Annotated in this window: 28 protein-coding genes, 1 tRNA gene and 1 pseudogene; 16 read left to right on the top strand and 14 right to left on the bottom strand. The window is 70.8% G+C overall.

What is annotated here, in order from left to right:
* Window positions 1–39 precede the first annotated feature (39 nt).
* Window positions 40–468 (bottom strand): Fur family transcriptional regulator, encoded by a 429-nt coding sequence (locus ACFY29_RS11715; RefSeq protein WP_328423248.1) that lies wholly within the window; start codon window positions 466–468, stop codon window positions 40–42.
* Between the two features lie 197 nt (window positions 469–665).
* Between ACFY29_RS11715 and ACFY29_RS11710 the strand changes: the two genes are divergently transcribed.
* Entirely contained in the window at window positions 666–1,148 is a 483-nt protein-coding gene (locus ACFY29_RS11710; RefSeq protein WP_386985316.1) for a DUF2231 domain-containing protein, read from the top strand.
* Window positions 1,149–1,167: 19 nt separating this feature from the next.
* On the opposite strand, the gene ACFY29_RS11705 is transcribed toward ACFY29_RS11710, so the two are convergent.
* Window positions 1,168–1,500, bottom strand: coding sequence for a hypothetical protein (locus tag ACFY29_RS11705; protein WP_386985314.1), 333 nt, complete (start codon window positions 1,498–1,500; stop codon window positions 1,168–1,170).
* A 104-nt stretch (window positions 1,501–1,604) separates the two neighbouring features.
* On the opposite strand from ACFY29_RS11705, the gene ACFY29_RS11700 reads away from it, so the two are divergent.
* A complete protein-coding gene (locus ACFY29_RS11700; protein WP_328423254.1) occupies window positions 1,605–1,787 on the top strand; it encodes a hypothetical protein in 183 nt (60 codons plus the stop codon).
* A gap of 19 nt (window positions 1,788–1,806) precedes the next feature.
* On the opposite strand, the gene ACFY29_RS11695 is transcribed toward ACFY29_RS11700, so the two are convergent.
* Window positions 1,807–2,409, bottom strand: a complete 603-nt coding sequence (locus tag ACFY29_RS11695; protein WP_386985312.1) for a flagellar biosynthesis protein FlgA — start codon at window positions 2,407–2,409, stop codon at window positions 1,807–1,809.
* 178 nt (window positions 2,410–2,587) lie between these two features.
* On the opposite strand from ACFY29_RS11695, the gene ACFY29_RS11690 reads away from it, so the two are divergent.
* Entirely contained in the window at window positions 2,588–2,857 is a 270-nt protein-coding gene (locus ACFY29_RS11690; RefSeq protein ID WP_328426883.1) for a hypothetical protein, read from the top strand.
* A 14-nt stretch (window positions 2,858–2,871) separates the two neighbouring features.
* Here ACFY29_RS11690 and ACFY29_RS11685 read toward each other — a convergent pair.
* Window positions 2,872–3,078 (bottom strand): annotated as a pseudogene (locus ACFY29_RS11685) (FmdB family zinc ribbon protein); the annotation flags it as partial.
* Window positions 3,075–3,752 carry a 5-formyltetrahydrofolate cyclo-ligase gene (locus ACFY29_RS11680; RefSeq protein ID WP_386985310.1) on the bottom strand — a complete coding sequence of 226 codons (678 nt, stop codon included), beginning with the start codon at window positions 3,750–3,752 and terminating at the stop codon, window positions 3,075–3,077. The gene ACFY29_RS11680 and the pseudogene ACFY29_RS11685, both read right to left, overlap by 4 nt.
* A gap of 85 nt (window positions 3,753–3,837) precedes the next feature.
* Here ACFY29_RS11680 and ACFY29_RS11675 point away from each other — a divergent pair, with 85 nt between their 5' ends.
* The 6 genes from ACFY29_RS11675 to ACFY29_RS11650 all read left to right on the top strand — a co-directional run bounded on the left by ACFY29_RS11675 (window position 3,838) and on the right by ACFY29_RS11650 (window position 11,131).
* Window positions 3,838–6,228: a diguanylate cyclase gene (locus tag ACFY29_RS11675; RefSeq protein WP_386985309.1), complete on the top strand. Its 2,391-nt coding sequence runs from the start codon at window positions 3,838–3,840 to the stop codon at window positions 6,226–6,228.
* 9 nt (window positions 6,229–6,237) lie between these two features.
* Window positions 6,238–7,200, top strand: coding sequence for a UTP--glucose-1-phosphate uridylyltransferase (locus ACFY29_RS11670; protein WP_328423264.1), 963 nt, complete (start codon window positions 6,238–6,240; stop codon window positions 7,198–7,200).
* Window positions 7,197–8,510 carry a gephyrin-like molybdotransferase Glp gene (gene glp / locus ACFY29_RS11665; protein ID WP_328423266.1) on the top strand — a complete coding sequence of 438 codons (1,314 nt, stop codon included), beginning with the start codon at window positions 7,197–7,199 and terminating at the stop codon, window positions 8,508–8,510. The genes ACFY29_RS11670 and glp overlap by 4 nt, the downstream gene beginning before the upstream one ends.
* A gap of 243 nt (window positions 8,511–8,753) precedes the next feature.
* Window positions 8,754–9,404 (top strand): GNAT family protein, encoded by a 651-nt coding sequence (locus ACFY29_RS11660; RefSeq protein WP_328423268.1) that lies wholly within the window; start codon window positions 8,754–8,756, stop codon window positions 9,402–9,404.
* A gap of 177 nt (window positions 9,405–9,581) precedes the next feature.
* Window positions 9,582–10,364, top strand: coding sequence for a hypothetical protein (locus tag ACFY29_RS11655; protein WP_328423270.1), 783 nt, complete (start codon window positions 9,582–9,584; stop codon window positions 10,362–10,364).
* A gap of 690 nt (window positions 10,365–11,054) precedes the next feature.
* A tRNA-Ala gene (locus ACFY29_RS11650) sits at window positions 11,055–11,131 on the top strand.
* 284 nt (window positions 11,132–11,415) lie between these two features.
* Here the strand turns inward: ACFY29_RS11650 and ACFY29_RS11645 are convergent.
* The 4 genes from ACFY29_RS11645 to ACFY29_RS11630 all read right to left on the bottom strand — a co-directional run bounded on the left by ACFY29_RS11645 (window position 11,416) and on the right by ACFY29_RS11630 (window position 16,442).
* On the bottom strand, window positions 11,416–12,564 hold the full coding sequence (locus ACFY29_RS11645; RefSeq protein ID WP_386985305.1) for an IS30 family transposase: 1,149 nt from the start codon (window positions 12,562–12,564) through the stop codon (window positions 11,416–11,418).
* A gap of 174 nt (window positions 12,565–12,738) precedes the next feature.
* A complete protein-coding gene (locus tag ACFY29_RS11640; RefSeq protein WP_386985303.1) occupies window positions 12,739–13,920 on the bottom strand; it encodes a low temperature requirement protein A in 1,182 nt (393 codons plus the stop codon).
* 300 nt (window positions 13,921–14,220) lie between these two features.
* The gene (locus tag ACFY29_RS11635; protein ID WP_386985302.1) at window positions 14,221–15,177 is read right to left on the bottom strand and encodes a sulfotransferase family protein; all 957 of its coding nucleotides are present in this window, start codon (window positions 15,175–15,177) and stop codon (window positions 14,221–14,223) included.
* Window positions 15,178–15,815: 638 nt separating this feature from the next.
* A complete protein-coding gene (locus ACFY29_RS11630) occupies window positions 15,816–16,442 on the bottom strand; it encodes a MerR family transcriptional regulator (RefSeq protein WP_386985300.1) in 627 nt (208 codons plus the stop codon).
* A gap of 80 nt (window positions 16,443–16,522) precedes the next feature.
* Here ACFY29_RS11630 and ACFY29_RS11625 point away from each other — a divergent pair, with 80 nt between their 5' ends.
* The 3 genes from ACFY29_RS11625 to ACFY29_RS11615 are packed head-to-tail and all read left to right on the top strand — an operon-like array spanning window position 16,523 to window position 18,011.
* A complete protein-coding gene (locus tag ACFY29_RS11625; protein ID WP_328423280.1) occupies window positions 16,523–17,056 on the top strand; it encodes a hypothetical protein in 534 nt (177 codons plus the stop codon).
* 41 nt (window positions 17,057–17,097) lie between these two features.
* Window positions 17,098–17,505, top strand: a complete 408-nt coding sequence (locus tag ACFY29_RS11620) for a hypothetical protein (RefSeq protein ID WP_328426275.1) — start codon at window positions 17,098–17,100, stop codon at window positions 17,503–17,505.
* Window positions 17,505–18,011 (top strand): GNAT family N-acetyltransferase, encoded by a 507-nt coding sequence (locus ACFY29_RS11615; protein WP_386986671.1) that lies wholly within the window; start codon window positions 17,505–17,507, stop codon window positions 18,009–18,011. Before ACFY29_RS11620 ends, ACFY29_RS11615 begins: the two co-directional genes overlap by 1 nt.
* Before the next feature lie 62 nt (window positions 18,012–18,073).
* Here ACFY29_RS11615 and ACFY29_RS11610 read toward each other — a convergent pair whose 3' ends face one another.
* The 3 genes from ACFY29_RS11610 to ACFY29_RS11600 are packed head-to-tail and all read right to left on the bottom strand — an operon-like array spanning window position 18,074 to window position 19,522.
* Complete coding sequence (locus ACFY29_RS11610; protein WP_386985298.1) at window positions 18,074–18,229, bottom strand: hypothetical protein; 156 nt, start codon at window positions 18,227–18,229, stop codon at window positions 18,074–18,076.
* A gap of 19 nt (window positions 18,230–18,248) precedes the next feature.
* Entirely contained in the window at window positions 18,249–18,674 is a 426-nt protein-coding gene (locus tag ACFY29_RS11605; protein ID WP_355602311.1) for a nucleoside deaminase, read from the bottom strand.
* Window positions 18,671–19,522: a TIGR03619 family F420-dependent LLM class oxidoreductase gene (locus ACFY29_RS11600; RefSeq protein ID WP_328423286.1), complete on the bottom strand. Its 852-nt coding sequence runs from the start codon at window positions 19,520–19,522 to the stop codon at window positions 18,671–18,673. Before ACFY29_RS11600 ends, ACFY29_RS11605 begins: the two co-directional genes overlap by 4 nt.
* 94 nt (window positions 19,523–19,616) lie before the next feature.
* On the opposite strand from ACFY29_RS11600, the gene ACFY29_RS11595 reads away from it, so the two are divergent.
* Together ACFY29_RS11595 and ACFY29_RS11590 are read left to right on the top strand one after the other, a co-directional pair.
* Window positions 19,617–20,063, top strand: a complete 447-nt coding sequence (locus ACFY29_RS11595) for an Lrp/AsnC family transcriptional regulator (RefSeq protein ID WP_386985297.1) — start codon at window positions 19,617–19,619, stop codon at window positions 20,061–20,063.
* A gap of 47 nt (window positions 20,064–20,110) precedes the next feature.
* Window positions 20,111–20,584: a DUF4279 domain-containing protein gene (locus tag ACFY29_RS11590; protein WP_386986668.1), complete on the top strand. Its 474-nt coding sequence runs from the start codon at window positions 20,111–20,113 to the stop codon at window positions 20,582–20,584.
* A gap of 37 nt (window positions 20,585–20,621) precedes the next feature.
* Here the strand turns inward: ACFY29_RS11590 and ACFY29_RS11585 are convergent, their stop codons facing one another.
* Both ACFY29_RS11585 and ACFY29_RS11580 read right to left on the bottom strand, forming a co-directional pair.
* A complete protein-coding gene (locus ACFY29_RS11585; protein WP_386985295.1) occupies window positions 20,622–20,945 on the bottom strand; it encodes a pentapeptide repeat-containing protein in 324 nt (107 codons plus the stop codon).
* An 89-nt stretch (window positions 20,946–21,034) separates the two neighbouring features.
* Complete coding sequence (locus ACFY29_RS11580; protein ID WP_386985293.1) at window positions 21,035–21,793, bottom strand: hypothetical protein; 759 nt, start codon at window positions 21,791–21,793, stop codon at window positions 21,035–21,037.
* 91 nt (window positions 21,794–21,884) lie between these two features.
* On the opposite strand from ACFY29_RS11580, the gene ACFY29_RS11575 reads away from it, so the two are divergent.
* Both ACFY29_RS11575 and ACFY29_RS11570 read left to right on the top strand, forming a co-directional pair.
* The gene (locus tag ACFY29_RS11575) at window positions 21,885–22,970 is read left to right on the top strand and encodes a Gfo/Idh/MocA family protein (protein ID WP_386985292.1); all 1,086 of its coding nucleotides are present in this window, start codon (window positions 21,885–21,887) and stop codon (window positions 22,968–22,970) included.
* A gap of 107 nt (window positions 22,971–23,077) precedes the next feature.
* Window positions 23,078–23,902, top strand: a complete 825-nt coding sequence (locus ACFY29_RS11570; protein WP_386985290.1) for a ferritin-like domain-containing protein — start codon at window positions 23,078–23,080, stop codon at window positions 23,900–23,902.
* Window positions 23,903–23,933 lie beyond the last annotated feature (31 nt).

The raw sequence follows: 23,933 nt of genomic DNA, 5'->3' as shown, positions 1-23,933 counted from the left end.
GCCGACCTCGCCGGTCACCTCCCGGCGGCTCGGGCCGGGTCAGCTGTCGGCGGAGCGGCGGGCCTGGCAGCCCGGGCAGAGACCCCAGAAGGTCACTTCCGCCTCGTCCACCTCGAAGCCGTGCGCGACGTTCGCCTCCAGGCAGGGAGCGCTGCCCACCGTGCAGTCGATGTCGGCGATCTCGCCGCAGCCCCGGCAGACCACGTGGTGGTGGTTGTCGCCGGTACGCGCCTCGTAGCGGGCGGGGCTGCCGGCCGGCTCGATCCGGCGGGACAGCCCGGCCCGGGACAGCGCCCCCAGCACGTCGTAGACCGCCTGGGTGGAGACCGAGTCGAGGCGTTCGCGGACCTGCCGGGTGATCTCGTCGACCTCCAGGTGACCACCGCCGGCCAGCACGTCCAGCACCGCGAGGCGCGGTCGGGTGACGCGCAGGCCTCTCGATCGCAGCAGCTCCTCGGCAGCGGACATACGCCAATGACAGCACGTGTGACCAGCGCCGACAACCGACGTCCGGGCGGGGTGGTCACGGACACAGCCGGAAGGCGGAGGCTGGATCGCCTCGCGATGAACCCGATCGGGACGCCGCGCGTGTGTCCGGTCGAGAGCTTGAGGACAACCTACGGACCCGTAGGCTGGCGAACCCGTGATCCACCTGGAGGGTGTCGATGTTCGAGGAGATCCTGGGTCTACCGGTACACGTCCTGGTGGTCCACGCGGTGGTCGTGTTCGTGCCGCTGCTGGCCGTGCTGGCCATCGCGTACGTGGGGCTGCCGCGCTGGCGGCACCGGCTGGACTGGGCACTGGGCCTCCTCGCCGTGGCCGCGCCGCTGACCACCTTCGTGGCCGTCCAGTCGGGTGAGGCGTTCACCGACGCGCTGGTCGCCAAGGGTTTTCAGGGCCCGATCCTCGACCAGATCTTCGAGCACTCCCGCTACGGCGACATTTTGTTCCGGATCGTGCTGCCGCTCGGGATCGTGGCGATCCTGTTGCTGGTGGCGACCAGCGGGCATCCCCGGGTGCCGCGGCTGCCGGCATTGGTGACCCCGGTGCTGGCGGTGGCGGTCGTCGCGCTGTCCATCGCCGCCCTGGTCTACGTCTACCTGACCGGCCACTCCGGCGCCCAGGCCGTCTGGAGCACCACCCTCTGACCGTCGGCCGGGACGCGAGTCAGAAGATGATCCGCGAGCAGAGCAGACAGACCAGCACCACCAGCACCACGCCGGCCGCCGCGCCGAAGCCGTAGGTGAGCCGCTGCGAGCGCTGCTCGGCTGCGTCCAGGCCGGCCATGTCCTGCGGCGGCAGCCGCCGGGGCGGAGCCGCTTCCAGGTGTACGGGTGGACGCCAGCCCGCTGGTGGCGGCACGCTCGGCGGCGGTCCGGCGTACGCGCTCGCCGGTGCGGTTCCGGGTGCGGGTGCGGGTTGGTCCGCCGCCGCGTCACCACCGCTCCCGGGCCGTCGCCAGTAGTCGTCCGGGGTGTTGCCACCGCTGGGGGTCGTCACGCCGTCCGACGCTACCAACGCGGCCGGCGGCCCGGTCGCTTCTGGCCGGCGCGCCACCGTCCGCGATCGGTCCGCTGCCGTCGGCTGCGTTAGTCTTGCCGTTCGTGAGCACCGAGGACCCCGGCACGCAGGGCGCGCGTGGCGACGATGAGCGCACCGTCGACCTGAGCGATGACTTCGTGGTGCTGCCCGAGCAGACCACCGACGACACCGACCGCGGCTGGGGCGAGCGGACCGGCGGCAACGACGACTGGCTGCTCGCCGAACGCCCCCCGCACTGGGACTGACCCCGGCGGCGGGCTGCGGTCAACCGCGGACGACGATGGCGAACCGGCTTCCCTCGGGCAGCCCGACCGCGCGTTGCGCCTGGTCGGGGCGGAGCGCCAGATAGAGCGCCGCGGACCCGTCTGTCGCCCCGGCACCCAGCACGTCCAGCACCAGCGCTCGGGGAGCGAGCAGCGCCGCCTCGGTGCCCGTCCCGCCCGGTGGCGCCGCCAGCAGATCGACCCGCGCCCCGGGGCGGACGACCGCCAGTGCGGCCGGCTCGGCCAGCCGGACCGGCACCCCGACCGCGCCACTGGGCAGCGGTAGCGGCCTGGACGTCGCCTGCGTCCCGTCGGCCGCCGCGCTACTCCCGGTCGGCACCAGCCCGTCGACCGGGCCATTCGGGTCGGCCGGCCCACTCCCGTCGGCCTTTCCCGCGCTGTCGACCGTGCCATCCGCGCCCGCTGCTCCAGGCGACCGCGCGGCCGTGGTCGGCGGGCAGCCGGTCGGGGTGTGCAGGACGGCGGCGGCCAGGCCCAGCAGCGCGGCGACCAGACCGGCCCGGAGCAGGGTGCGCCCGCCGGGCAGGGCGAGCCGGCGCAGCGGGCGCAACGCCCGCGCGGAGTCTGGATCGCCGGTCGCCATCTGCCGCCTCCCGTCCCGGGTGCCGCAGCGACACCCGTGGGCGGCAGGTTAGGACGGTCGGGGCTCGCTCAGACGGCCGTCCCCCGGCGCCTGTGGACAACCAGCCGGCCTGTGGACAACCACCTACCGACCGATCCGACCTGCTATGGCGCGCGGGAGGACCACCCGATCGACCCGGGTGGATCAGACCCGACCCGGCTCAATGGGTGGCGGTCAGGACGTGGTGCTGGCCGCCGGGGCTTTGCCGCTGCTCGACCCGCCGGACGACGACGAGGAGGAGTTGGACGACGAGGACGACCCGGACGACGAGGAGGAACCGGACGAGGAACTGGAGGATGACCCGGAGTCCCCACCCGAGGACGACGAGGACGACTCGGACTTAGCCGGCTTGCCCGCCGTGCCGGCGGCCGTCGTCTCGGAGCCGGACGCCCGCGAGTCGGTGCGGTAGAAGCCGGAGCCCTTGAAGACGATGCCGACCGAGTTGAAGACCTTGCGCAGCCGCCCCTGACACGCCGGGCACTCGGTCAGCGGCTCGTCAGAGAAGGACTGCACCGCCTCGAGCTGGTTACCGCACGCGGTGCAGGCGTACTGGTACGTGGGCACGTTCTCCTCCGGATCTGGACTCGGCCAGTTGGCACTCGACCTATTCGAGTGCCAATGGTGCGTCATTCGGCCCGGGTTCGTCCAGCGGACGTGTGGGGCGCGACACCATGCGCCGTACCCGGGCCGGCGTCAAGCGTACGCATGCCCTCGGCCGGGGTGACGACCGCGCGGACCGGGCGGTCGTGCGGCTCGACGGGCAACGCCTCGACCAGCTCGCCATCGTGCAACGGGACCACGGTCAGCGTCGCCGTGGGCACCCGGGCCAGCGCCCGGTCGTACGAGCCGCCGCCACGCCCCAGCCGCCGGCCCTGCCGGTCGACCGCCAGAGCCGGTACGACCACCAACTCCGCGGCGGTCACCGCGGCCACCCCCAGCCGGGCACCGGTCGGCTCCCGGATACCCCGGCCGGCAGCGATCAAAGCGTCCGGTCCGGTATACGCCGCCCAGTCCAGATCCAGGTCGTCACGGAGCACCGGCAGCAGCAGCTCGGCGTCGGCCGGCAGCGCCGCCCGCAGCACCTCCGGTAGATCAGCCCCGCCCGGTTCGGAACCGACCGGCACGTACGCCGTCATCCGGCTGGGGCGCAGCCGGCGTACCAGCGCGACCAGCTCGGCCTGGACGCGCCCGGCGGCTGCGGCCCGGGCCGGCCCGGACAGCGACCGGCGGTGGGCGAGCAGCTCGGCGCGGGTGTCCCGCTTCGCCACTCGGGTCACTTCCGCTTCATCAGAAAATTCCGGCACGCAACACTCCTGACGCAACGCCTCTCCCGCGGTTGCTCTGTGTCAGCATCGCAAGCAACGGAGGCGGAACTTCCGGGGGGACCGAGTGACGCTACGCGGGCGGTTGACGGCAGCCTTCCTCGTAGTGGTGCTCGGCCCGGTCCTGCTCGGCGCGTTCTTTGTCGCCTCCATCGTCACCGCCGTCGATCGCAGCCGCTCCACCGAGCGCCTGGGGGTGGCGGCGTCCACCGTCCGTACCTCGATCGACGCGCTCTGCCAACAGCTACGTGCCACCGCCGACGCGGTCGCCCTCACCGCCGACCCGTCCGGTGCCGCCGATCAACTGGTCGGCCGGGGGCTGGCCGCCGCAGTGCTGATCACCGACGTGACCGGTCGGGTCACCTACGCCTCGCCCGGCGCGCCGTCGACCCCCTGGCGGGACTGCACCGGCCCGACCGCGGCGTCGTCCGGCCCGGTCCGTGCCCTGGCCGCCCGGGTCGACCTGCGCGACCGGGCCGGCACCCTGCTCGGCACGGTGGCGGCCGCGCAGTTGGTCGACCCGGCCTTCGTGGCCCGGCTCGCGGCGGTGACCGGGGTGGCGGTCACCCTGCTCGACGGCGGTGCGAGCGCCGCGCGGTTCACCCACACCACCGAGTCGCGCGAGGTACGCGACGCGGTGCTGGCCGCTGCCAGCACGGTCGACAACGAGCGGGTCACCGAGACCAGCGAGGGCCGGTACGTGCGGCGGATCGGCCCGTCGACCGGGCAGCCGCTGCCGCTGGTGCTCTCGGTGCCCAGCGAGCGGCCACCGGGACTGCACGCCACGCTGGCCGGCGTGGTCGGGCTGGCCGGGCTGCTCGCCGTCCTGACCGCCTGGCGACTGGCCCGGGTGACCACCCGGCCGCTGATGGAACTCGCCGGTGCGGTGGACCGGGTGGCACACGGCGACCTGACCGCCCGGGTGCCGGTGCGCAGCCGCGACGAGTTGGGCCGGCTGGCCGCGGCGTTCAACCGGATGACCCGGGAGACCGGGTCCTACGTCGCGGCGCTCACCAGCAGCCGGGACCAGCTACGCGGGCACCTCGCGGTGCTCGGCGACACCCTGGCCAGCACGCACGACCTGCAGCGCATCCTGCGGGTGATCCTGCACAGCGCCATCGCGGCAACCGGGGCGCGGGCCGGAGCGGTGCTGCTGGTGGAGGCCGGTGGGGTGCTCGTGGCGCAGTGCACCGAAGGGCTGGACGGGCGCTGGCCGGAGGGAGCCGCGGACGGGCCGCAGACGTTGCGGGTGCCGGTGGGCGTCGGGGTGGTCGGCGCGGTGGCCGCCACCGGCGAGCCGCAGCGGGGGCGGATGGAGCCCACCGAGGTCCCGGTGGGTGAGCCGCGCTGCCGCACGTACGTCGCGGTCCCGTTCGCCACGCCGGGCGGCGGTGCGACGGCCACCCCGGCCGGGCCGATCGGGGGCGTCGGGCCGGTCGGGTCGTTCGGACCGATCGGGGGCGCCGCTGGCGGCTCCGCACCCGCCGAGGAGGCTGGCGCACCCGCGGCGGCACTCGGCGTGCTGGCCCTCTACGACCGGCTGGGCGCCGACGAGTTCGACGACGACGACCTGGTCACCCTGCGCACCTTCGCCGGGCACGCGGCGGTGGCGGTGGACAACGTCCGGGTGCACGAGGAGGCGCAGCGGCTCTCGCTCACCGACCCGCTCACCGGGCTGTGGAACTACCGCTACCTGCGCGAGTCGATCCGACGGGAGGTGGAACGGGCCAGCCGGTTCGGCCGGATGCTCAGCGTCCTCGCCCTGGACCTGGACCGGTTCAAGGACGTCAACGACACGTACGGACATGCGGCGGGGGACACCGTGCTGGCCGAGTTCGCCCGACGGATGCGCGGCGAGATCCGCGAGGTGGACCTGGCCTTCCGGCAGGGCGGCGAGGAGTTCGTGCTGCTGCTACCGGAGACCGACTCCCGGGGCGCGGCGATCGTGGCGGAGCGGCTGGGCGCGGCGGTCCGGGAGACGCCGATCGCCGTCGAGGCGTACGCGGGGCCGGTCGTGGTGACCGTGTCGGTGGGCATCGCCGTCTACCCGGACCACGGCAGCACCGGGCGGGACGTGCTGGAGGCCGCCGACGACGCGCTCTACGCAGCCAAGGCTGCCGGCCGGGACACCTACCGGGTCGCCGAGTTGTGCCCGGACGTGCCGACGCGTGAGATCCCGGTCCCGGCGGGGGCGGTGAGCCCACCGGACGGGCTGCCGCGCGCCGGCCAGCCCGTGCAGGTCATCCGGGAGCCGGGCGGGCACGCCCGGTCGGAGCCGGCTGTGGGCGTACCGGAATCGCCGCCGGTGGGGCCGGCGCACGCTCGGCCGGAATCGGCCAACGACCCGGCGGCCAGCGCCGCGGACGAGGCCCTGGCCGGCCCGGACGCTGCCCGGCCTGGGTCGGGCGGCGGCGCGTCTTCCGGGCCACACCCGCCGCGGCAGAGCCGTGGCCGATAGTCTCGCGGCATGTCGGAGCACTCAGCGAGCCCTTCACCGACGGTCGCCGCAACCGGCCGTCCCCTGGCGGTCAAGGCCGTCATCCCGGCGGCCGGACTGGCCACCCGGTTCCTGCCCGCCACCAAGGCGGTGCCCAAGGAGCTGCTGCCGGTGGTGGACCGGCCGGTGTTGCAGTACATCGTCGAGGAGGCCACCCAGGCCGGCATCGGTGACGTGTTACTGATTACCGGCCGGGGTAAGACATCGATGGTGGATCACTTCGACCGTCGCCCCGACCTGGAGACCAGGCTGGAGGAGAAGGGCGACACCGAGCGGCTGGCCGCCGTGCGCCGGCCCAGCGAACTCGCCGAGATCTACACCGTCCGGCAGCCGGAGCAGCTCGGCCTCGGCCACGCCGTCGGGTACGCCGAGTCGCACGTCGGTGACCAGCCCTTCGCGGTGCTGCTCGGCGACGAGTTCGTCAAGCCGTCCGAGCCGCTGCTGCCGGCGATGCTGGAGCTGCAAGCCCGCACCGGCGGTGTGGTGCTCGCCTTCTTCGAGGTCGACCCGGCCGACACCAAGCGGTACGGCATCGCCTCCGTGGAGCCCGCCGAGGCGGAGCTGACCGACATCGGCGAGGTCGTCAAGGTGACCGGCATGGTGGAGAAGCCGCAGCCGGAGGACGCGCCGAGCAACCTCGCCGTGCTCGGCCGCTACGTGCTGCCGGGCCGGATCTTCGACGCGATCCGGCGGACCAAGCCGGGCAGCGGCGGCGAGATCCAGCTGACCGACGCGATGGAGCTGCTGCGCACCGAGGGCACGCCGGTGCACGCGATCGTCTACCGGGGCACCCGCTACGACACCGGCATGCCGCTGGGCTACCTCCAGACGGTGGTGCAGATCGCCGCCGAACGCGAGGACCTCGGCACCGAGTTCCGCGCCTGGCTGGCCGACTTCGTCAACGCCGACGCGGCAGGCGGATCTGGTACATGACCGCGACGGCCGACGCCGAGGCGGCCGCGAACGAGTTGACGCCGCTCGCCGACTACCTGGGCAGCGTGCTGCGCAGGTTACGCGCGCTGCCGCCACTCGACCTCGACCTCACCCAGGCGCACGGCAACGTCCTCGCGGAGGACGTCGTCGCGCCGCACGCCTTCCCGGCCTTCGACCAGGCGGCCGTGGACGGGTACGCGGCCCGCTGGGAGGACATCTCGGGAGGGGGCCGGGGGCCGAGCTACGTCCCGGCTCCTTCCGGCACGCCCGGGGGTCGGACCATCCGGCTCAACGTGGTCGGCGACCTCGGCGCGGCGAGCTGGCGGCCCGTCCGGCTCACCCCGGGTTCGTGCTTCTCGGTGGCCGCCGGGGCGCCGCTGCCGGTCGCCGCCGACGTCGTGGTTCCGGTGGAGTGGACCGACCAGGGAATGGCCGCGGTGGAGATCTTCCGCACCCCCAAGCGGGGGTACGGGGTCCGCCGCGCCGGTGAGGAGTTGCCCGCCGGCACCCTGCTCGCCCGGGCCGGCACGTACGTCTCCCCGGCGTTGGTCGCGGTCTTCGCCGCCACCGGCATCGGGCACGTGGTGGTCCGGCCCAGCCCGCGGGTGGTCATCGTGGCGACCGGCGACGAACTGGTCGACGTGGGCCGGGGTAGCCAGCCCGGGCAGGTGGTGGACGCGAACTCGCACGCGTTGACCGCCGCCGCCGCCGAGGTGGGCGCACTGGCGTACCGGGTGGGCATCTGCGACGACGACCCGGAGGGGCTGCGCGGTCTGCTGGAGGACCAGACCCTGCGCGCCGACCTGATCATCACCACCGGGGGGACCGGCACCGGCCCCGGCGACATGGTGCGCCGGATCCTGTCCCGCCGGGAGGGCAGCCGGGCCGGGCCGGTCACCTTCACCGACGTGGCGCTCTATCCCGGTACCGCGCTCGGGTTCGGCACGGTCGGCGCCGAGGAGGTGCCGGTGGTCTGCCTGCCCGGCGACCCGGGCGCCGCGCTGATCGGCTTCGAGGTGCTGGCCCGCCCTGCCATCCAACTGCTCGCCGGCGCCGAGCCGGTCTTCCGGCCCAGCGTGCGGGCTCACCTGCTGGAGACCGTGTCGTCCCCGGGTGGGCTGCGCGAGTTCCGGCCCGCACACGTCGCTGAGCGGCGCGGCGGCGGTTACACGGTGCAGCCGCTCAGCGGTGGGCCGTTCACCCTCTCCGGGCTGGCCGAGGCGAACGGGCTGCTGGTGCTCGGCGAACGGGTCACCACCGCCGCGGCCGGCTCCACGGTGGACGTCCTGTTGTTGGACCGTCGCCGGTGACGATGCCCCGGTCGGCCCGCCCGCGGTTGCGGTGGTCCGTTCGGGTGTTTCGCGGGCCGCATGCGCTCGCGCGGTTGTGCCGGTCCGTTCCGGCGGTTCGCGCGCCGCATGCGCCCGCGCGGTTGTGCCGGTCCGTTCCGGCGGTTCGCGCGCCGCATGCGCCCGCGCGGTTGTGCGGTCCTTTGTCGTGAGCGCGGTGGGTCCACTTGCGCACGACACGGTCCCGCGCGGGAGACTGTCCGGGTGAGTCTCTTCGGCCCCGCGCGGGCGCCCGGCTGGCCGGCGGTGCTGGTCGACGGTCCGGTGCTGCTGCGGCCCTACCGGCGCTCCGACGCCGCCGCGTGGTCGGAGGTGCGCAGGGCCAACCGGGCCTGGCTGGCACCCTGGGAGTCGTCGCTGCCCGGTAGCTGGGACGAGCTGAACTCGCCGGCCGCGTTCCGCTGGGTGCACCGCGACCAGCGGCGCTCGGCCCGCGAGGGTGAGGGCATGCCGTTCGCCGTCTGCCTGCGTGAGGCCGACCGGGATCGGCTGGTCGGGCACCTCAACGTGGGCAGCATCGTGCGGCGGGCGTTCTGCTCCGGGTACGTCGGCTACTGGGTGGATGCCCGAGTCGCTGGTCAGGGGGTGATCCCGACGGCGCTCGCGCTGGCCGTGGATCACGCGTTCGGCCCGGGCGGGCTGCACCGGGTGGAGGTCAACATCCGGCCGGAGAACCGGCCGTCCCGGCGGGTGGTGGAGAAGCTGGGCTTCCGCGAGGAGTCGTACCACGTGCGCTACATGCACATCGACGGCGCCTGGCGGGACCACATCGGATACGCGATGACCAGTGAGGAGATCGCTGCCGAAGGCGGTCTGCTGGCCCGCTGGCACCGGGTGCGCGCCGCTGCGCGGTAGGTCGTCCCACGGGCGGGATCGGCGCGGCGCGGCGGCATCCCGGTCGGTGCGCCGTAACCTCAAGTAACTGCAAGCTGCGGCAAGCGCTGCCCGTCCGGACGATCCACGCAACCGAGCGCAATCGGTGGAAGATCCTGCGGTCGAAAGGCGGTTGCTCCGAATTCGGTGACGGGAGGGGTGAGGGTGCCGACCTCGGTGCTCCTCGCCGTCCTCGCCGCCGCTGGCCTGCTCGCCCTGGCCCCGGCGTTGGTCCGCCGGTACGACGCCACCGAGCGGCTGGTGGCGGAGCGGGCGCAGTCGACGGCGCGGGTGCTCCAGCGCCGCCGGCGACGCCGCACTGTGCCGGGACGGCGACCCGTTCACCCTCCGCGTTCGCTAGTCGTCACTTTGAGTGAGGATGCGACTACTGGAGTGCTGACCGCGCCGGTCTCCGCGCCCCCGGCGGGCCGCCGCTCCGGCCGGCTGCGAGCCGTACCCCCCGCCCCGAAGCGGTCCCGCCGCCGCCCGCCGCCCCGCCGGCAGCACACCCCCGCCGTGTACCGCCGTCGCCGGGTGCTCGCCGCCCTGTTGCTGCTCAACTTCGTCGAGTTGATCGGCGTGCTGTTCGTCAGCCCCGGCTTCTGGATCAGCTTCTCGGTCACGTTCCTGCTGCTGGCCGTGTACGTCGTCCACCTGCGGGGTCAGGCACTGGCCGGCCGCCGTCGGCGCCGCGCCCGGGCCCGGGAGGCGGCCTGGCTGGCCGCCCGGCAGGCCGAGGTGCGCCGCGAGCAGGCTCGCCGGGCAACGGCCCGGCGGGAGGTCCAGCGCCGCCTGGCCGCCCAGCGCGAGGGGGTACGCCGGGCCGCGATGGGCCTGGACCGGCCGGGCGACCTGCCGGCTGCGGTCAACGGCGGATCGGTCTCGTACCGGCGGTCGGGTGGACTGCGCGGACGCCCGTACGAGGCCGGCCGCGGCGCTTGATCGGCCCCGCGCAGCCGCTGCGGTGCTTGGTCGGCCCTGCGCGGCCCGGTCGCGCTTGATCGTCCCCGCGCGGCCCGGTCGCGCTTGATCCGCCCCGCGCGGCCCGGTCGCGCTTGATCCGCCCCGCGCGGCCAGCTGCGGCGATCCTCTCCCTGGCGGGGCGCGAGCGCTTGATCGACTCCAGGGCGCCGATGTGGGGGTGTCCGTCCGCGGCGATACCCCCACATCGGCGAGCTGCCGGCGCCGACCGCTTGATCGACTCCGGTACGCCGATGTGGGGGCATCCGACTGCGGCGATACCCCCACGTCGGCTCGCCGCCGGCGCTGGCGCTTGATCGACTCCAGGGCGCCGATATGGGGTATCCGTCCGCGGTGACACCCCCATGTCGGCGAGCTGCCGGCGCGCCGACCGCTTGATCGACTCCGGGGCGCCGATGTGGGGGTGTCCGTCCGCGGCGACACCCCCATGTCGGCGAGCTGCCGGCGCTGGCGCTTGATCGACTCGTTTTCCTGGGGGTCGGGGTGTCGCGGCGTCCTTGATGCCCCGGTTTCGGAGACGTCGAGTGGATCTTTGGGGTGGGGGAGCGCCGCGCCGGGGGCGGATTCGCGGTGAGAGCCGGCGACCTGTTAGCCTTGCTGCCGGCCCGCCCGGTGTAAGCCGGGTGGGACCGAAGCCGGTTCGCCGGCGGAGGGGCTGTGGCGCAGACTGGTAGCGCACCTCGTTCGCATCGAGGGGGTCAGGGGTTCAAATCCCCTCAGCTCCACCAGCAATACCGTTGACCAGGGGAAATCCCGCCAGCAAGATCGGCGGGCAGAGATCCGGCACAAATCAGCGAGGATCCGGGGCCTTCGGGCCCCGTTTTCGTTTGGCGCTCGCGTCGCGGAGCGCGCCGCTGATGATGTTGCGGCGGCGGTCCTTCTTCGGCGACCAGTACACGTAGGTTTCCAGGGTGATCCGCAGGCTGGAGTGCCGCAGCGAGTGAGAGGTGCGGGGGCCTCGGTCCAGCGCTGGCGAAGCGTCACGTATCAGCTGAAGGCACCGTGGGCGGGTTCAAGCGGTGTGCGCAACGAGCTCGGTGAGCTTCTCGGATGGTGTCATGAAGCCGAGGGTCTTGCGGGGGCGGGTGTTGAGGCTACGGGCGAAACGAGCGAGGTCGTCGGCGGTGTGGAGCGATAGGTCGGTTCCCTTGGGCATGTACTGGCGGAGCAGGCCGTTGGTGTTCTCGTTCGATCCACGCTGCCAAGGCTTGTGTGGGTCGCAGAAATAGACCTGGATGCCGGTGGCGGCTGTGAATTGGGCGTGCTGGGACATCTCCTTGCCCTGATCCCACGTGACGGTGCGAACCAGCTCATCGGGCAGGGTGGCGACGGCCTGCCGCATCGCGTGCTCGACGCTGTGCGCCGTACGGCCCTGGGGTAGGTGCAGCAACAGCAGGAATCTCGTGCTTCGCTCCACCAGGGTGCCCACCGCGGACTTGCTGTCTTTGCCGAGGATCAAATCGCCCTCCCAGTGGCCGGGCACCGCACGATCGTCGGCCTCGGCGGGGCGTTCGCTGATCATGACCATGTTCGGGATCCGGCCGGTGTTCTCGGGCCGCTGGCGGGCACGGCGCTTGACTCGGCCGGTGCGCAGGCAGCGAGCCAGCTCTCGGCGTAGCTCACCGCGGCCCTGCACGAACAGCGCCTGATAGATGGTTTCGTGGCTCACCCGCATCAGGGGATCGCCGGGAAACTCGATTGGCAAGCGGCGGGAGATCTCCTCGGGTGACCACCAGGCCCGCAGCCACTCGGTCACCTTCCCGGCCAGCGACGCACAGGCCAGCTTCGGCGTCTTCGGGCGTCGGGCCCGCGCTCGAGCTCGCTGGTGAGCCCGCCATGCGCGGTAGTCATCCCGGCCGCCGTTCCCAGCCACTTCGCGTGAGACCGTCGAGGTGGCCTTGCCGAGCCGGGCAGCGATCAACGTGAACGACTCGCGGCTATGAAGACCAAGGCTGATTTCCTCCCGGTCGGCAAGGGTGAGCCGCCCGGGCCCCGGCTGCCAAAAGTCGGATCGCACCGGGCGCTTCGATTCGCGGCGTACGACGCTTCGGACGATCTCATGGGAGCAGCCGACCTGGCGGCCGATCTCCCTCAACGACAAGCCCCTAGCGCTTAGCCGTCGGGCCAGCTGTCGTTGCTCCAACGTCAGATGGGCGGTCATCAACATCTCCCTCGATCGAATCGATGCATTCTCATCGACTCGCCGAGCCCTTGCGCTGACCGGTTGAGCCCGCCGTGTAACGGATCAAGCGGAGTACGACACTCGGATGATCCGCGTGTCGGGTCTCAGGACCTGCATGCAGAACAGTCTCAAGACATGGGTGACACTTTCCGGCTAGCCGGGTGGTGACGGCGGCTCGGGCGGGCGTCTGCGGGCGCGGGCTGCGTCGGATATGGCGATCCCGGTCAGAACGAGGGCAGCAGCGGCGGCGACCACGACTGGCGGCAGGGGGAGCATCGCCGGTGTCAGGGCGGCCAGCGCAAGGACGCCGATCGGTCGGGACCGGGACACGTGGCCGAATACCGCGTGCTCGAAGCGGGCGTGCCCGGCCAGGTACAGCGCGGGTCCGCCGAGGATGACGGCGATCCAGGCCGGTGGGGTGTGCCCGAGTGGATGGGCGATGACAAGTTCGTCGCCGACGGCTGCAGCGACCACGCCGGCCACCATGGCCAGGTGGGCGTATGACGCCGATCCGGCGAGGCGGACCGGGTCGGCAGACACGGCAATCGCTTCCGCCAGGACTTGCCCAGCGCGGTAGATGTAGATCCGCCACAGCAGCACGGTGGTCGCGATCGACACTGCGAACGCGGCGACCCGGTCCGGCGCGAAGCCGCTGCTGCTCAGCGCCAGTCCGGTAACCAGGATCAGCTCGCCGAGCGCGACGATGAAGAACTGCCGGTAGCGCTCGGCCAGGTGCTCGCCCGAGATCACAAGGTCTTGGCTGGGCGTACGGCCCGCCCCTGGGGTGGGGAAGCCGATTCTGCCTGCTGTGTGGTCAAGGACCACCGCGAGTGCCCACAACGCGCCACGCGCCGTACCGTCCGCGACCGCCCCCGCGATCCACGGCAGCGCCGACAGGCCGTACCAGAACAGCCCGCGCACGCCGATGCGCTGCAGCTCGTGGCCACGCAGAACGGCCACGAGGACGAGCCCGCGGCCGAGCTGGACGGCGACGTAGGCGCCCGCGAAGATCAGGCCTGTGTCGCCGAATGCCTCGGGCACCGCGGCCGCCATCACCAGGCTGCCGACCATGGTCGCGATGACCAGCGCCTGGATTATCGGTCGTTGCGGGTCCGTCCGGTCGGTTAGCCACGCGGTGCTGGACCAGACCCACCACATGGCCCCCAGCAGCACCAGCGTCCGGAAGGCGCCGCTCCACCCGAGATCCTCGGCCAGGCCGCGCGAGAGCTGAGCGAGCGCGAGGACAAACACCAGGTCGAAGAAGAGTTCCAGGAACGTAGCCCGCTGTGGATCCCCGGCTTTCCGCACCAGCCCGGCCGCCCTGCTCGTCGTCATCGGCTCGCCCGTTCTGCCGGCTCTGCTCCAGGTTTGGGGGCATTCTGACATGCGGCAGCGGCGCTGACCGCGGACGGGCTGCCGTGGACTGGATCGAGCGACCCGCGTTACACGGACGGGCGACGGTCCAGGGACGCGCGGACAGCGGCAGAAGCGTGCACCCGCCCACAAGCGCGGGCTCAAAAGACGGCCGGAAAGGTTAGGAACGAGTGGTCTGCGATGCGGTTCGGCTGAAGCAGCGTTTACCGGGCGTTCGAGGGGCGCGACGCGGCGTCGTCAAGGTGGAGAGAGCCAGAGCCGTCACTCATATCCCATGGCCGGGATGACCTTGCCGAGCGCTTCTTCGATGAACTCGCGGGTTTCGTCGTCGAATTGGTCGTTGCGGTTCGTCAGCTTGTGCGACCGAAACGTTGAAGGGGTGGCGAAGTCGTCGACGTCGAGCCGTTCGAACAGGGCGCGGCGCTGCCCGGGCCAGTCGGCTGCGAGATCTTCTGCTTTCACCTCGATGTATCGCCTGCCCGTCAGGTCGACCGTGTTCTTCCAGGTGAGCCATCGGTGGTAGACCGGCTTGAGGTATGCGAGCGCGCCGTCGACGGTGGGCGGTGCCCATGGCTGGGCCAGGTGGGATGCGAGCACTGAGACCGGGTGACGCTTGATGTGCACGATGGTCGCTTCGGGGACCAGTTCCCAGAGGAACTCCATGCACAGCAGGTTGAACGGTGTCTTCTCGCACCAGGTCGGCTTGCCCGCGTCGGCGGCTGCTCCGCCGAACATGGTGTCGATCAGGCCCCGCAAGATTCCGAGCAGTTCGCCCCGGTCGCTGAAATACCTGGGAAGTACCCGCCGGCGGCTCAGCGGCTCGAACGGCCCGGCAGGCCGGTCGGCGTTGCCGAAGCCTTCCGCGGGCGCAGGTTCGTCGTATGTGTACGCGATCAACTGCGGCCAAAGCTGTTGCACCGCGTCCCGGTAGCGCCGCTCGCCGACCAGCTCGGGAACGGTTTTGCCGCGATCGTCGCGCCGGCCGGGCACTCGTACGGTGAGGAAGTCGCTCAGCCGGTGCAGGGCGTCCTCACCGACGGTGGGGTCGTATCGATCGGTGAGCGCATCGGCCAGGTCCCGCAGGCCACCCGGGTCGATGAGAAACCGGGTCTCCATGGGAATCCGATGGATCAGCGGATGTTCGCCGATGATGTCGGCGATCCGTGACGTTCCCGAACGACCCGTACCCGCAACGAAGATCGGTGAGGGGAAAGGCATGGCGAGCAGTCAAACTCCCAGCCGACGCCTGTGCAAGCCATTTGTCCCCTTCACCCGCTGCTACGGGCCGGACCCGCACCCGCCGCGCCGAGTGCGTGCTGGCGGCCCGCGTCCGGGCCGCACGCGCCGCCGAACCTGGGCCGGGCCGATGGCCCGCCGCCGCGCCTCTGGCCTTCGGCCCTCCAGCGCGTCGGTTGCAGCTCGCCGACGGCGCGCCAGACGACGAAGCCCGGGCCGCCTGAGTAGTCAGGTAGGTCCTCGAAACAGAGTCCCCCGCTGTGCGCAACACGATAATTTTGCGATATGGGCATCACCGGGGGCATAGCATGCTTCTTCTTGGTCGTCGTCATCGTGGCGGGCATCGCGTTCTGGGCGGTGCGGCGCGGGTTCGGCCCGAAGAAGCCACCACCACCATCGGACGTTCTAGAGCCGCCGCAGCACCCGCGCGACGGTCGCTGACGCGGCGACCGACCAAACCGGGGCTTCCGAGTCTCAGCAGCAAGAACAATTGTCCTCGCCGGACGGGCAGACAACCAGGATGATCCACAGCCCCGACCGATCGTCGGGGAGCGTGGTGGTTGCGGGACACGGCGACGACGGCGAGCGGTACACGAGGACCGGGATATTCCTCCCGCTGACTAGCCAAGGCGCCGGGACGAGATGCTCTCCTGGGCCAACAGTCGCAGCGACGCGACGAGGGTCTCGCCGAGGATGGTTCCGATCACCACGCTCTCGGCGATCTGATCGGGCTCGGTCCGGGAGGCGACCGCAGCGACCTCCAGTTCGGCGAACCGCTCAACCGCCTCGGCGTAGGAGTCCAGGAAGCTGATCAGGTGATCCTGGCCGAGCGACCGCAGAACGGAGATGGTTTCGACCAGGGTGGCGATCGCAGGTGAATCCGGCTCGACAGCCCAGCCTCGCCGTTGGAGGAGTTCTTGCACCTGCATGGCGGCGGTCGTGCGCGCGCTGTCGCCTACGGCCAGCTGCCGACTCGGGGTGACGGCCCGATGCGCCACCCCGATCCGCTCGTGCAGGGACAGGGTGTCGGAATCGAGCGCCTCCAGCACGGCTCTGACTCTGGCTACCGGAACCTGGGCCAGGTCGATCATGGCTCGGATCAGGCGAAGTCGATTCAGGTGATGCTCGTCGTAGCTGGCCTGGTTGGGGCTGGTCAGCTCGCCGGGCGGCAGGAGGCTCTCCCGTAGGTAGTACTTGATCGTCGGTACCGCAACCCCTGACCGCCGACTCAGCTCCGCGATGCGCATCCTTGACTCCGTCTCTCCCATGATGGATAGTACCAGTATCTATAAACAGATAGCTTCACTATCCGTTGAAAGAGAAGATCATGCTCGAAGTGATTCTGGTGATCGCCTTGCTGGGCTCCCGCCTACTGGGTGCGCTCGGTGTGCGCCGGTTCGCCACCTGGGCGGCCAGCGCGGCACACGCGATGGCGGTCATGCTCGTCGTCACCGCGGTCGCGCATTTCGTTCCGCCGAGCGTCACCGTGATGCCGAATCACGCCGATCTGGTCCGGATGGTGCCGCCAGTCGTGCCGTTCGCCGATGCGATGGTCTACCTGACCGGCGTGCTGGAGCTGCTGGGCGCCGTGGGCCTGGTGTTGACCGCGACTCGCTGGGCGGCCGGGATCAGCCTTGCCGCGCTCTACGTGCTGCTGCTTCCGGCGAACGTCTACGCCGCCGTCGCCGATGTGCCGTTCAACGGGGATGAGCCGACTCCGCTGTGGCTGCGAATCCCACAGCAGGTCCTCTACGTCGTCATCGCTGTCTGGGTGGCCCGATCGGCCGACAGCACCGTGGCCCGACGCGTCCTGCGCTTGCCGCGCTCCGGCGTCGCAAGATCAGCGACCGTTGCCCGATAGCCCCTCGTCAAGCTGATCTGAAGGAGTTCGCCGTGCAGACCATGGCTCTCAGTACCGAATCCCGCGTGATCGCCGGGGTGGTTCTACTCACCATCGTCACCATCCAGTTCGGCGGCTGGTTCATGACCCGGATCGCCCAGGGCGCTGCGCCGATGACCGACTTTCAGAAGTCCTTCGCGCGCGCCGGGCACGGCCATGCCGGCGTACTGGTGATCCTGAGCCTGGTCGGACTGCTCTATGTGGACGCCACGAGCCTTACCGGCGTCCTGCTGTGGATCGCCCGGTTGGGATTGCCCGTCGCCGCGATCCTGATGCCCGCCGGGTTCTTCGCCTCTTCCGCCGGCAGGAACATCACCGGACCCAACAGGTTCGTCTGGGTGCTGTGGATCGGCGCGCTCTCCCTAGCTGCGGGTGTGATCAGCCTCGGCGTCGGCCTGCTGACCGCGTGATGAGAATCCGGGTGGTCGGCGTAGATGAACTTGAGGTTCTGCGGGACATCGAGCGTGCAGCCGGACAGTGCTTCCGCGATGTCGGCATGCCGGAGATCGCCGACGACGAGCCGCTGCCGGTGGGGGTGCTGTCGGGGTATCAGCGGGCTGGTCGGGGCTGGGTGGCGGTCGATCGGGCCGATCGTCCGGTGGCGTATTTGATCACCGATCACGTCGACGGGAACCTCCACGTCGAGCAGGTGTCGGTACATCCGGATCATGCGCGCCGGGGAGTGGGCCGGGCGCTGCTGGAGCATGCTGCGGATCGTGCGCTGGCCGGTGGCGTGTTGGCGCTGACCTTGACCACGTTTGCCGAGGTGCCGTGGAACGGGCCTTACTACCTGCGATGTGGCTTCCGGGTCCTGGATGAGAGCCAGTGGACGCCAGGGCTCCGTGCGATCCGGCGGCGGGAAGCGGCGCATGGACTGGACCGGTGGCCGCGGGTGTGCATGCGTCGGGATTTGTGAGACTTGGCGCGGCCCGGCGATGCGTGGCGGCGGGGCTCGTGCTTACCGGAGGCAGGGGCGGGTCAGGCTCTCGGCGCGGCCAGCGCGGCGGGGTCTCCGCCGGCACCGGTGCCGGCGGAGACCGTTTGCGTCTGCGGGTCAGGCCGTACCCCGACGAGCACGACCATCATCCCGGTGGCGATCCGGAGGCTGAAACCCTCGTCGAGTACGGCGGACAAGTGATCGACGCTGTGACGACTAGTAGTGGTTCTCGATCGGCTGGCGCGCCTCGTCGAACAGCGCCGGCCCTTCGTACCGCACCGGGGGCAGCGGCGGGGTCGCCGGTTTGACAGCCTCGAACTGTTCGGTGGACAGGGCGTACACCACCCGGCCCAGGCCGGACCGATCGATCGCGGTCGCGCACATCGGGCAGGGCTGGCAACTGGTGAACATGGTGGTGCCGGCCGCCACGTCGGGGGCGAGTTCCCGGGCGGCCCAGCGGGCCAGCTTCAGTTCCGGGTGGGCCGTGATGTCCGAGTCGGAGACCACGGTGTTGTGGTCCTCGATCAGGACCGTGCCGTCCGCACCGACGAGCAACGAGCCGAACGGCCGTTCGCCGGACGCCCCGGCCTGGTCGGCGATTTCCACGGCACGGCGGAGAAACTTCTCGTCGTCGGGGGTCATCGGTCCTCCTGGGATTTGTGGTGTGCGGCCACGGCCGCGAGTGTCCGCCAGGCGCGTTCGGGCTGGCGGATTTCGGTCAGGTCGCCGTTGAACGGGTCGAGCACCACCGTCTCCGCGCCGAGCAGACGGATCTGATCGATGTCGGCGATGATCTGCTCGATGGTGCCGACACCGGCGAGCCGGTCTGGGGCGGTGACCGGTTCACGGGTTTCCCGGAGTGCGATGCGCGGCATCAACGGGGGCGCCGGCCGACCCAGTTCGTCGGCGATGGCCTTGAGCCGCCCGGCCGCCTCCGCCAACCATCCAGGCGTGATCCGCAGCGGGTGCCACGCGTCTCCGAGTTGTACCGCGCGACGCATGCCGGCGTCGCTGTTGCCGCCGACCCAGATCGGGATCGCTTCCGTGTCATAGTCGTCGGTGTTGCGCCAGGCGTCACGCATGGCGAGCAGGTACTCGTCGGTCAGCGCGCCGCGCCGCCGGAACGGTACGCCGAGCGCCTCGAACTCCTGCCGGGCCCAGCCGACGCCGACCCCGAGGACGAGCCGGCCGCCGCTGAGCCGGTTGAGATTCGCCGCCATCCGGGCGGTGAGCAGCGGGTGCCGGTACGGGACGATGAGCACGGTGGTGCCCAGCCGGACCCGGCGGGTCACCCCAGCCAGCCAGGACAGTGTGGTGAACGGCTCGTAGAACGGCGCAGGATACTGCTCGGCCACGTCCGGGGTCACCGCGATGTGGTCGGAGACCATCAGCAGGTCGAAGCCGAGGCCCTCGACCGTCTGCGCCCACTGTCGCAGCACCTCAGGGTCGGTGCCCGGGGCAAAGTTCGGTACGTTCACGCCAATTTGCACAGCTCTGAGGCTAGCCAGCGTGGCTCTGGCTTGTGAACACCGTGTTCCCTGCCCTTGCTGGATTTTGCCGTGAATCCGTCGGTAGATTGGTCTGATGGCCGAGAATCTTGATGCTGTCGATTGGTCCATCCTGATCGAGTTGCAGGACGACGGCCGCCTGCCGATCACCGAGCTCAGCCGCCGGGTCAAGCTGAGCGCGTCGGCCACCACCGAACGGGTGAGACGGCTGGAGGCGACCGGTGTGATCAGCGGTTACCGCGCCGAGGTGGATCTGCCCAAGGCGGGCTTCGCCGTACTCGCGGTGGTGCGGCTGAAGTACCCCGGCAGCCGGCACGAACCACTGCGCGAACTGCTGGAGCGACGGCCGGAGATTCTGGAGTGCCTGCGTACCACCGGAGACGATTGTTACGTGCTGAAGGTGGCCGCGACGTCGATGGCGCACCTCGAACAGGTCGTCAACGCACTCGCCTCGTTCGGCAGCACCACCACCAACGTGGTCTACAGCGCCACCCTGCCCTATCGCGGCCCACGCCCGGTGTAATCCGGGGGGACCGAAGCCGGTGCATGTGTGGATAGGGTCCGGCGGTGATGATCTCCCAGTACGCGTACTTCGCGCTGAGTTCGCACCGGGTTTCGGCCGCCGAGATCACGGCCAGGCTCGGTATCGAGCCGGACGAGATCAGCGTTCGCGGCAGTCGTCACGCCAACCCTGCGAGGCCCGCCAGCCACCGGTGGAAGGTCGTGTGTCGCAGGCCGGGGTTGACGGTCGACGACCAGATCAGCCAGATCCTTGATCGGTTGTTCGCGCACGCGGAACGTCTCGGGGAGCTCGCCGCCGAGTTGGAGAGCCTTGACGGAGGGCCGGGCGGAAGCATGCTGCAGGTCGTCCGGGTGTTCGAGCATCCGGACGGCGAGGAAGAAGACCTGACCACCCCGGTCGAAGGCTTGGAGAAGCTTCCCGGTCAGCACCAGTTGCTGGGCTGGCACCTTGATGCCCGGGTGTTGGAGTTTCTTCGACTGACGCGAGCAGAGCTTGACGTGGACGAGTACGCCTATGGCTGAGGCCGGTCACCCACATCGACGGCAGCGCTTCCGCCCCTCAGAGGTCGCCTGGCCACCCGATGACGCGTTCGGTGCGGACGCCTCGAAGGTTGGCCCCGTCCCACCGGGCTCCACTGACATCCGTGCGCCCGTACTCCGGATCGTGAGTCCGAACGTCGCTGAACCTCGCGTAGGACAGATCCGTGTCACGCAGGTCGGCATCCCGAAGATCGCAGCCAGCAAAACTGGCACCTCGGAGGGAGGCGCCCCGTAGGTCGACGCCGCGAAAGTCGCACAACTTGAAAGAGTGCCTGTCAAGGGTGCGGTGCCGAAGATCGCGACCTGCGAACGACTGTCTCGTCGCACCGGGCAGGATGCTCATCGGCGAACCGTAGCGCGATCGTCCGGTGCCGAACCATCGACTTGATACCGCCTACTCCTGCGGCCCGTCGGCGTTGTCGAGACTCGCGTTCAGGAGAACCGCTCGGTCGTCACGGGTATCAAGCCGTGCTGTCGCAGCACGTTCGTCAAGTCGTACAGGGTCGATCCCAGCGCCTGCGAGGCGTTGGATTTCAACAGGACAGTGAGGTCGAGGGACCAGGCAAGCCCTCGACCGACTCTGCGCACGTCCCAGGTGAACCGGTCGCCGTCCTTGTCCAGGGCACCGGCGACGACTGATCCCGGTGCAGGAGCAGCGTCGTCGACCGTCGGCTGCCAGACCGCCCTGAGGTTCGCCACCTGCTCCTCCCGGAGATCCTTGGCGAAGAGGACGCGGAAGACGCGCCGTTCGTGGAGTCCGGTGGGTGGCTGCGCGGGACCGAGTCGCAGCGGCGGAACGTTCGGGAACGGTTGGTGGTCGCGGAAGTAGGTACGCAGCACTGCTTCGACAGGTAGTTGCCCGCCACCCAGCTTGCGGTGGACATCTTCGGCAGTGCTGCGAGAGGTGGGAACAACCCTCGCCAGCAAGGCCGGATCGGTGCGCATGCCGCGGCTGAAAGAAGCGGAACTCCACCAGCCGTCACCCGAAGGCGTCCAGCCCGCGCTGTCCAGCCCCGCCGCCGAGAAATCGTGGTGACGGGTGAACTCCTCGACCACGATTCCCTCCACCTCACCGATCGGATCGCGGTCGCCCGGCTTCGTCAGGAGCAGGTAGTAGTCGAGCGGAGGTCGCGGCTCGGATACCTCGACCACCGTCGTCCCAGGTTCTGCGCCAAGCTGCCCGACAGCCATCATTGACCTCCTTCTGCGGGATCCCGAGCAACCGTAGCGAGGGAGGACGCGGTAGGCCGGTTAGCATCCGGACTCGACGTGAGGAGTCCACATGAATTCCACCGCCCAGACTCGGTTCGGCATGGTCGGCAGCGGCTGGCGGGGCGAGTTCTTCCTACGTCTTGCTCGGCTGCTGCCGGAGCGGTTCCGCGCGACCGGGGTGGTCACGCGTACCGAAACGCGCGGTGACGCCGTGACGGCCGAGTGGGGCGTGCGGACCTTCCGCACGACGGCCGAGCTGCTCGCCCACGAGCGGCCGGACTTCGTCATCGTGTCGGTGCCCTGGTCGGTGACGCCCGCCGCGACCCGCGAGCTGGTCGCCGCTGGTGTGCCGGTGCTCGCCGAGACGCCGCCCGCGCCCGACCTGGCGGGGCTGCGGTCGCTCTGGTCCGACGTCGGGGACAGCGGTCTGGTGCAGGTCGCCGAGCAGTACCTGCTGATGCCCGGGCACGCGGCCCGCCTGGAGCTGGTCCGCGCCGGGCTGCTCGGCGAGCCGACCTCCGTGCAGATCTCCTCGACGCACCTGTACCACGCGGTCTCGCTGATCCGTGGCCTGCTCGGCGTCGGGTACGACGCCGCCGAGGTCAGCGCGCGGGCCTTCGTCGCGCCGCTGGCCAACCCGCTGTCGCCCGCCGGCTGGAGCGGCGACGCCACCCCGCAGCAGCTCACCACCACCCTCGCGACCATCGACTTCGGCGGGCGGATGGGGCTGTACGACTTCACCGACAACCAGTGGTGGAACCCGTTGCGCACCCGCCGGTTGGTCGTGCGGGGTTCGCTCGGTGAGTTGGTGGACGATCGGGTCGTCCGGCTGGTCGACCCGACCACGCCGGTCGAGTCGTCCCTGGTGCGGCGGCAGACCGGCATCGACCTGAACCTGGAAGGGCTCGACCTGAAGCACATCAGCTTCGAGGGCGGCGTGGTCTACCGCAATCCGTTCGTCGGCAGCGGAATGTCCGACGACGACATCGCCGTGGCCGACATCATGGCTCGCGCCGGCGCTTGGGCGCGGGAGGAGGGCCCGGCGCCGTATTCCCTGGCCGAGGCGTGCCAGGACCACCTGATCAGCCTCGCCATCGAAGAATCGGTACGCACCGGCCGGCCGGTCACCACCGGGCGGGAGGCGTGGGCGCGGTAGGCCTGCGGTAACAGTCTCGGAGCAGGACGAGATGTGATCGGGACGTGCAGATCCCGTGGAGGTCGATTGCTGACCGTTGTCGCCCCGGAAGCCATCCACCTAGCGTTGTGAGACAGCGCAAGGAAAACGGGGCGGGCGACATGAGTTTCCAGGAATGGGTACGCATTTTTGAGGCCAATGCCGAACGGCGCCGGCTTGAATCGGAACCACCGTGGGATGCGGGGCGCCCGCTGGACAGAGCCCTGATTCGGAGCCTGCAGAGATTTCAGGCCGGCGAAGATGGCGACGGCGCGAACCTCATCGGCAAGAGCGAACGTGCCGGCGACCCGGACTATCTGGTGGCCGTCCGGATGTTCGTCGCCGAGGAGCAGAACCACGCCCGGCTCCTCAAGCATCTGCTGGTCAGTACGGGCGCGTCGATCATCGACGGACACTGGAGCGACCGCGTGTTCGTGGCGCTGCGGCGCGCACTGGGCCTGCGGCTGGAGCTGATGACGCTGATGGTTGCTGAGGTGGTGGCGTTGCGCTACTACCGAGCGGTACGCGACGGCACCGCTGACCCGCTGCTGACGGATGTTGGTGGCCGGATCCTGGCTGACGAGCAGTCGCACGTGCCGTTTCACACCCAACGTCTTCGCGTGGGATTCGCCGCGGTCGGACGACCGGCGCGGGCAGCGGTGGCAGTCGGCTGGTGGGTCCTGCTGCTCGGCGCAGCCTGTGTGGTCGGGTACGGCCACGGCTCGGCACTACGTGTGCTCGGCGTTGGCCGGCTTCGGTTCATCGCCGAGACCGTGGCGCTCTTCCGGCCGGTCGTGCGCGACGTACTGATCGATCCCGTTCGGGACGATCTGGAGCTGGCGGCGTACCCGCCGGTCGGCGGCCCGACCGACCCGGACGCGTGGTCCGGGCCGGCCGCCCCCCGTGGCGCGTGAACCGTCTTACGCCGCCCCCGGCGATGCCCGT

Origin of the sequence: Micromonospora sp. NPDC000668, assembly GCF_042897975.1 — a bacterium.
Taxonomy (GTDB): domain Bacteria; phylum Actinomycetota; class Actinomycetes; order Mycobacteriales; family Micromonosporaceae; genus Micromonospora.
The sequence above is the reverse complement of the archived record's forward strand: the minus strand, read 5'-3'. Positions and strand labels throughout refer to the sequence as shown.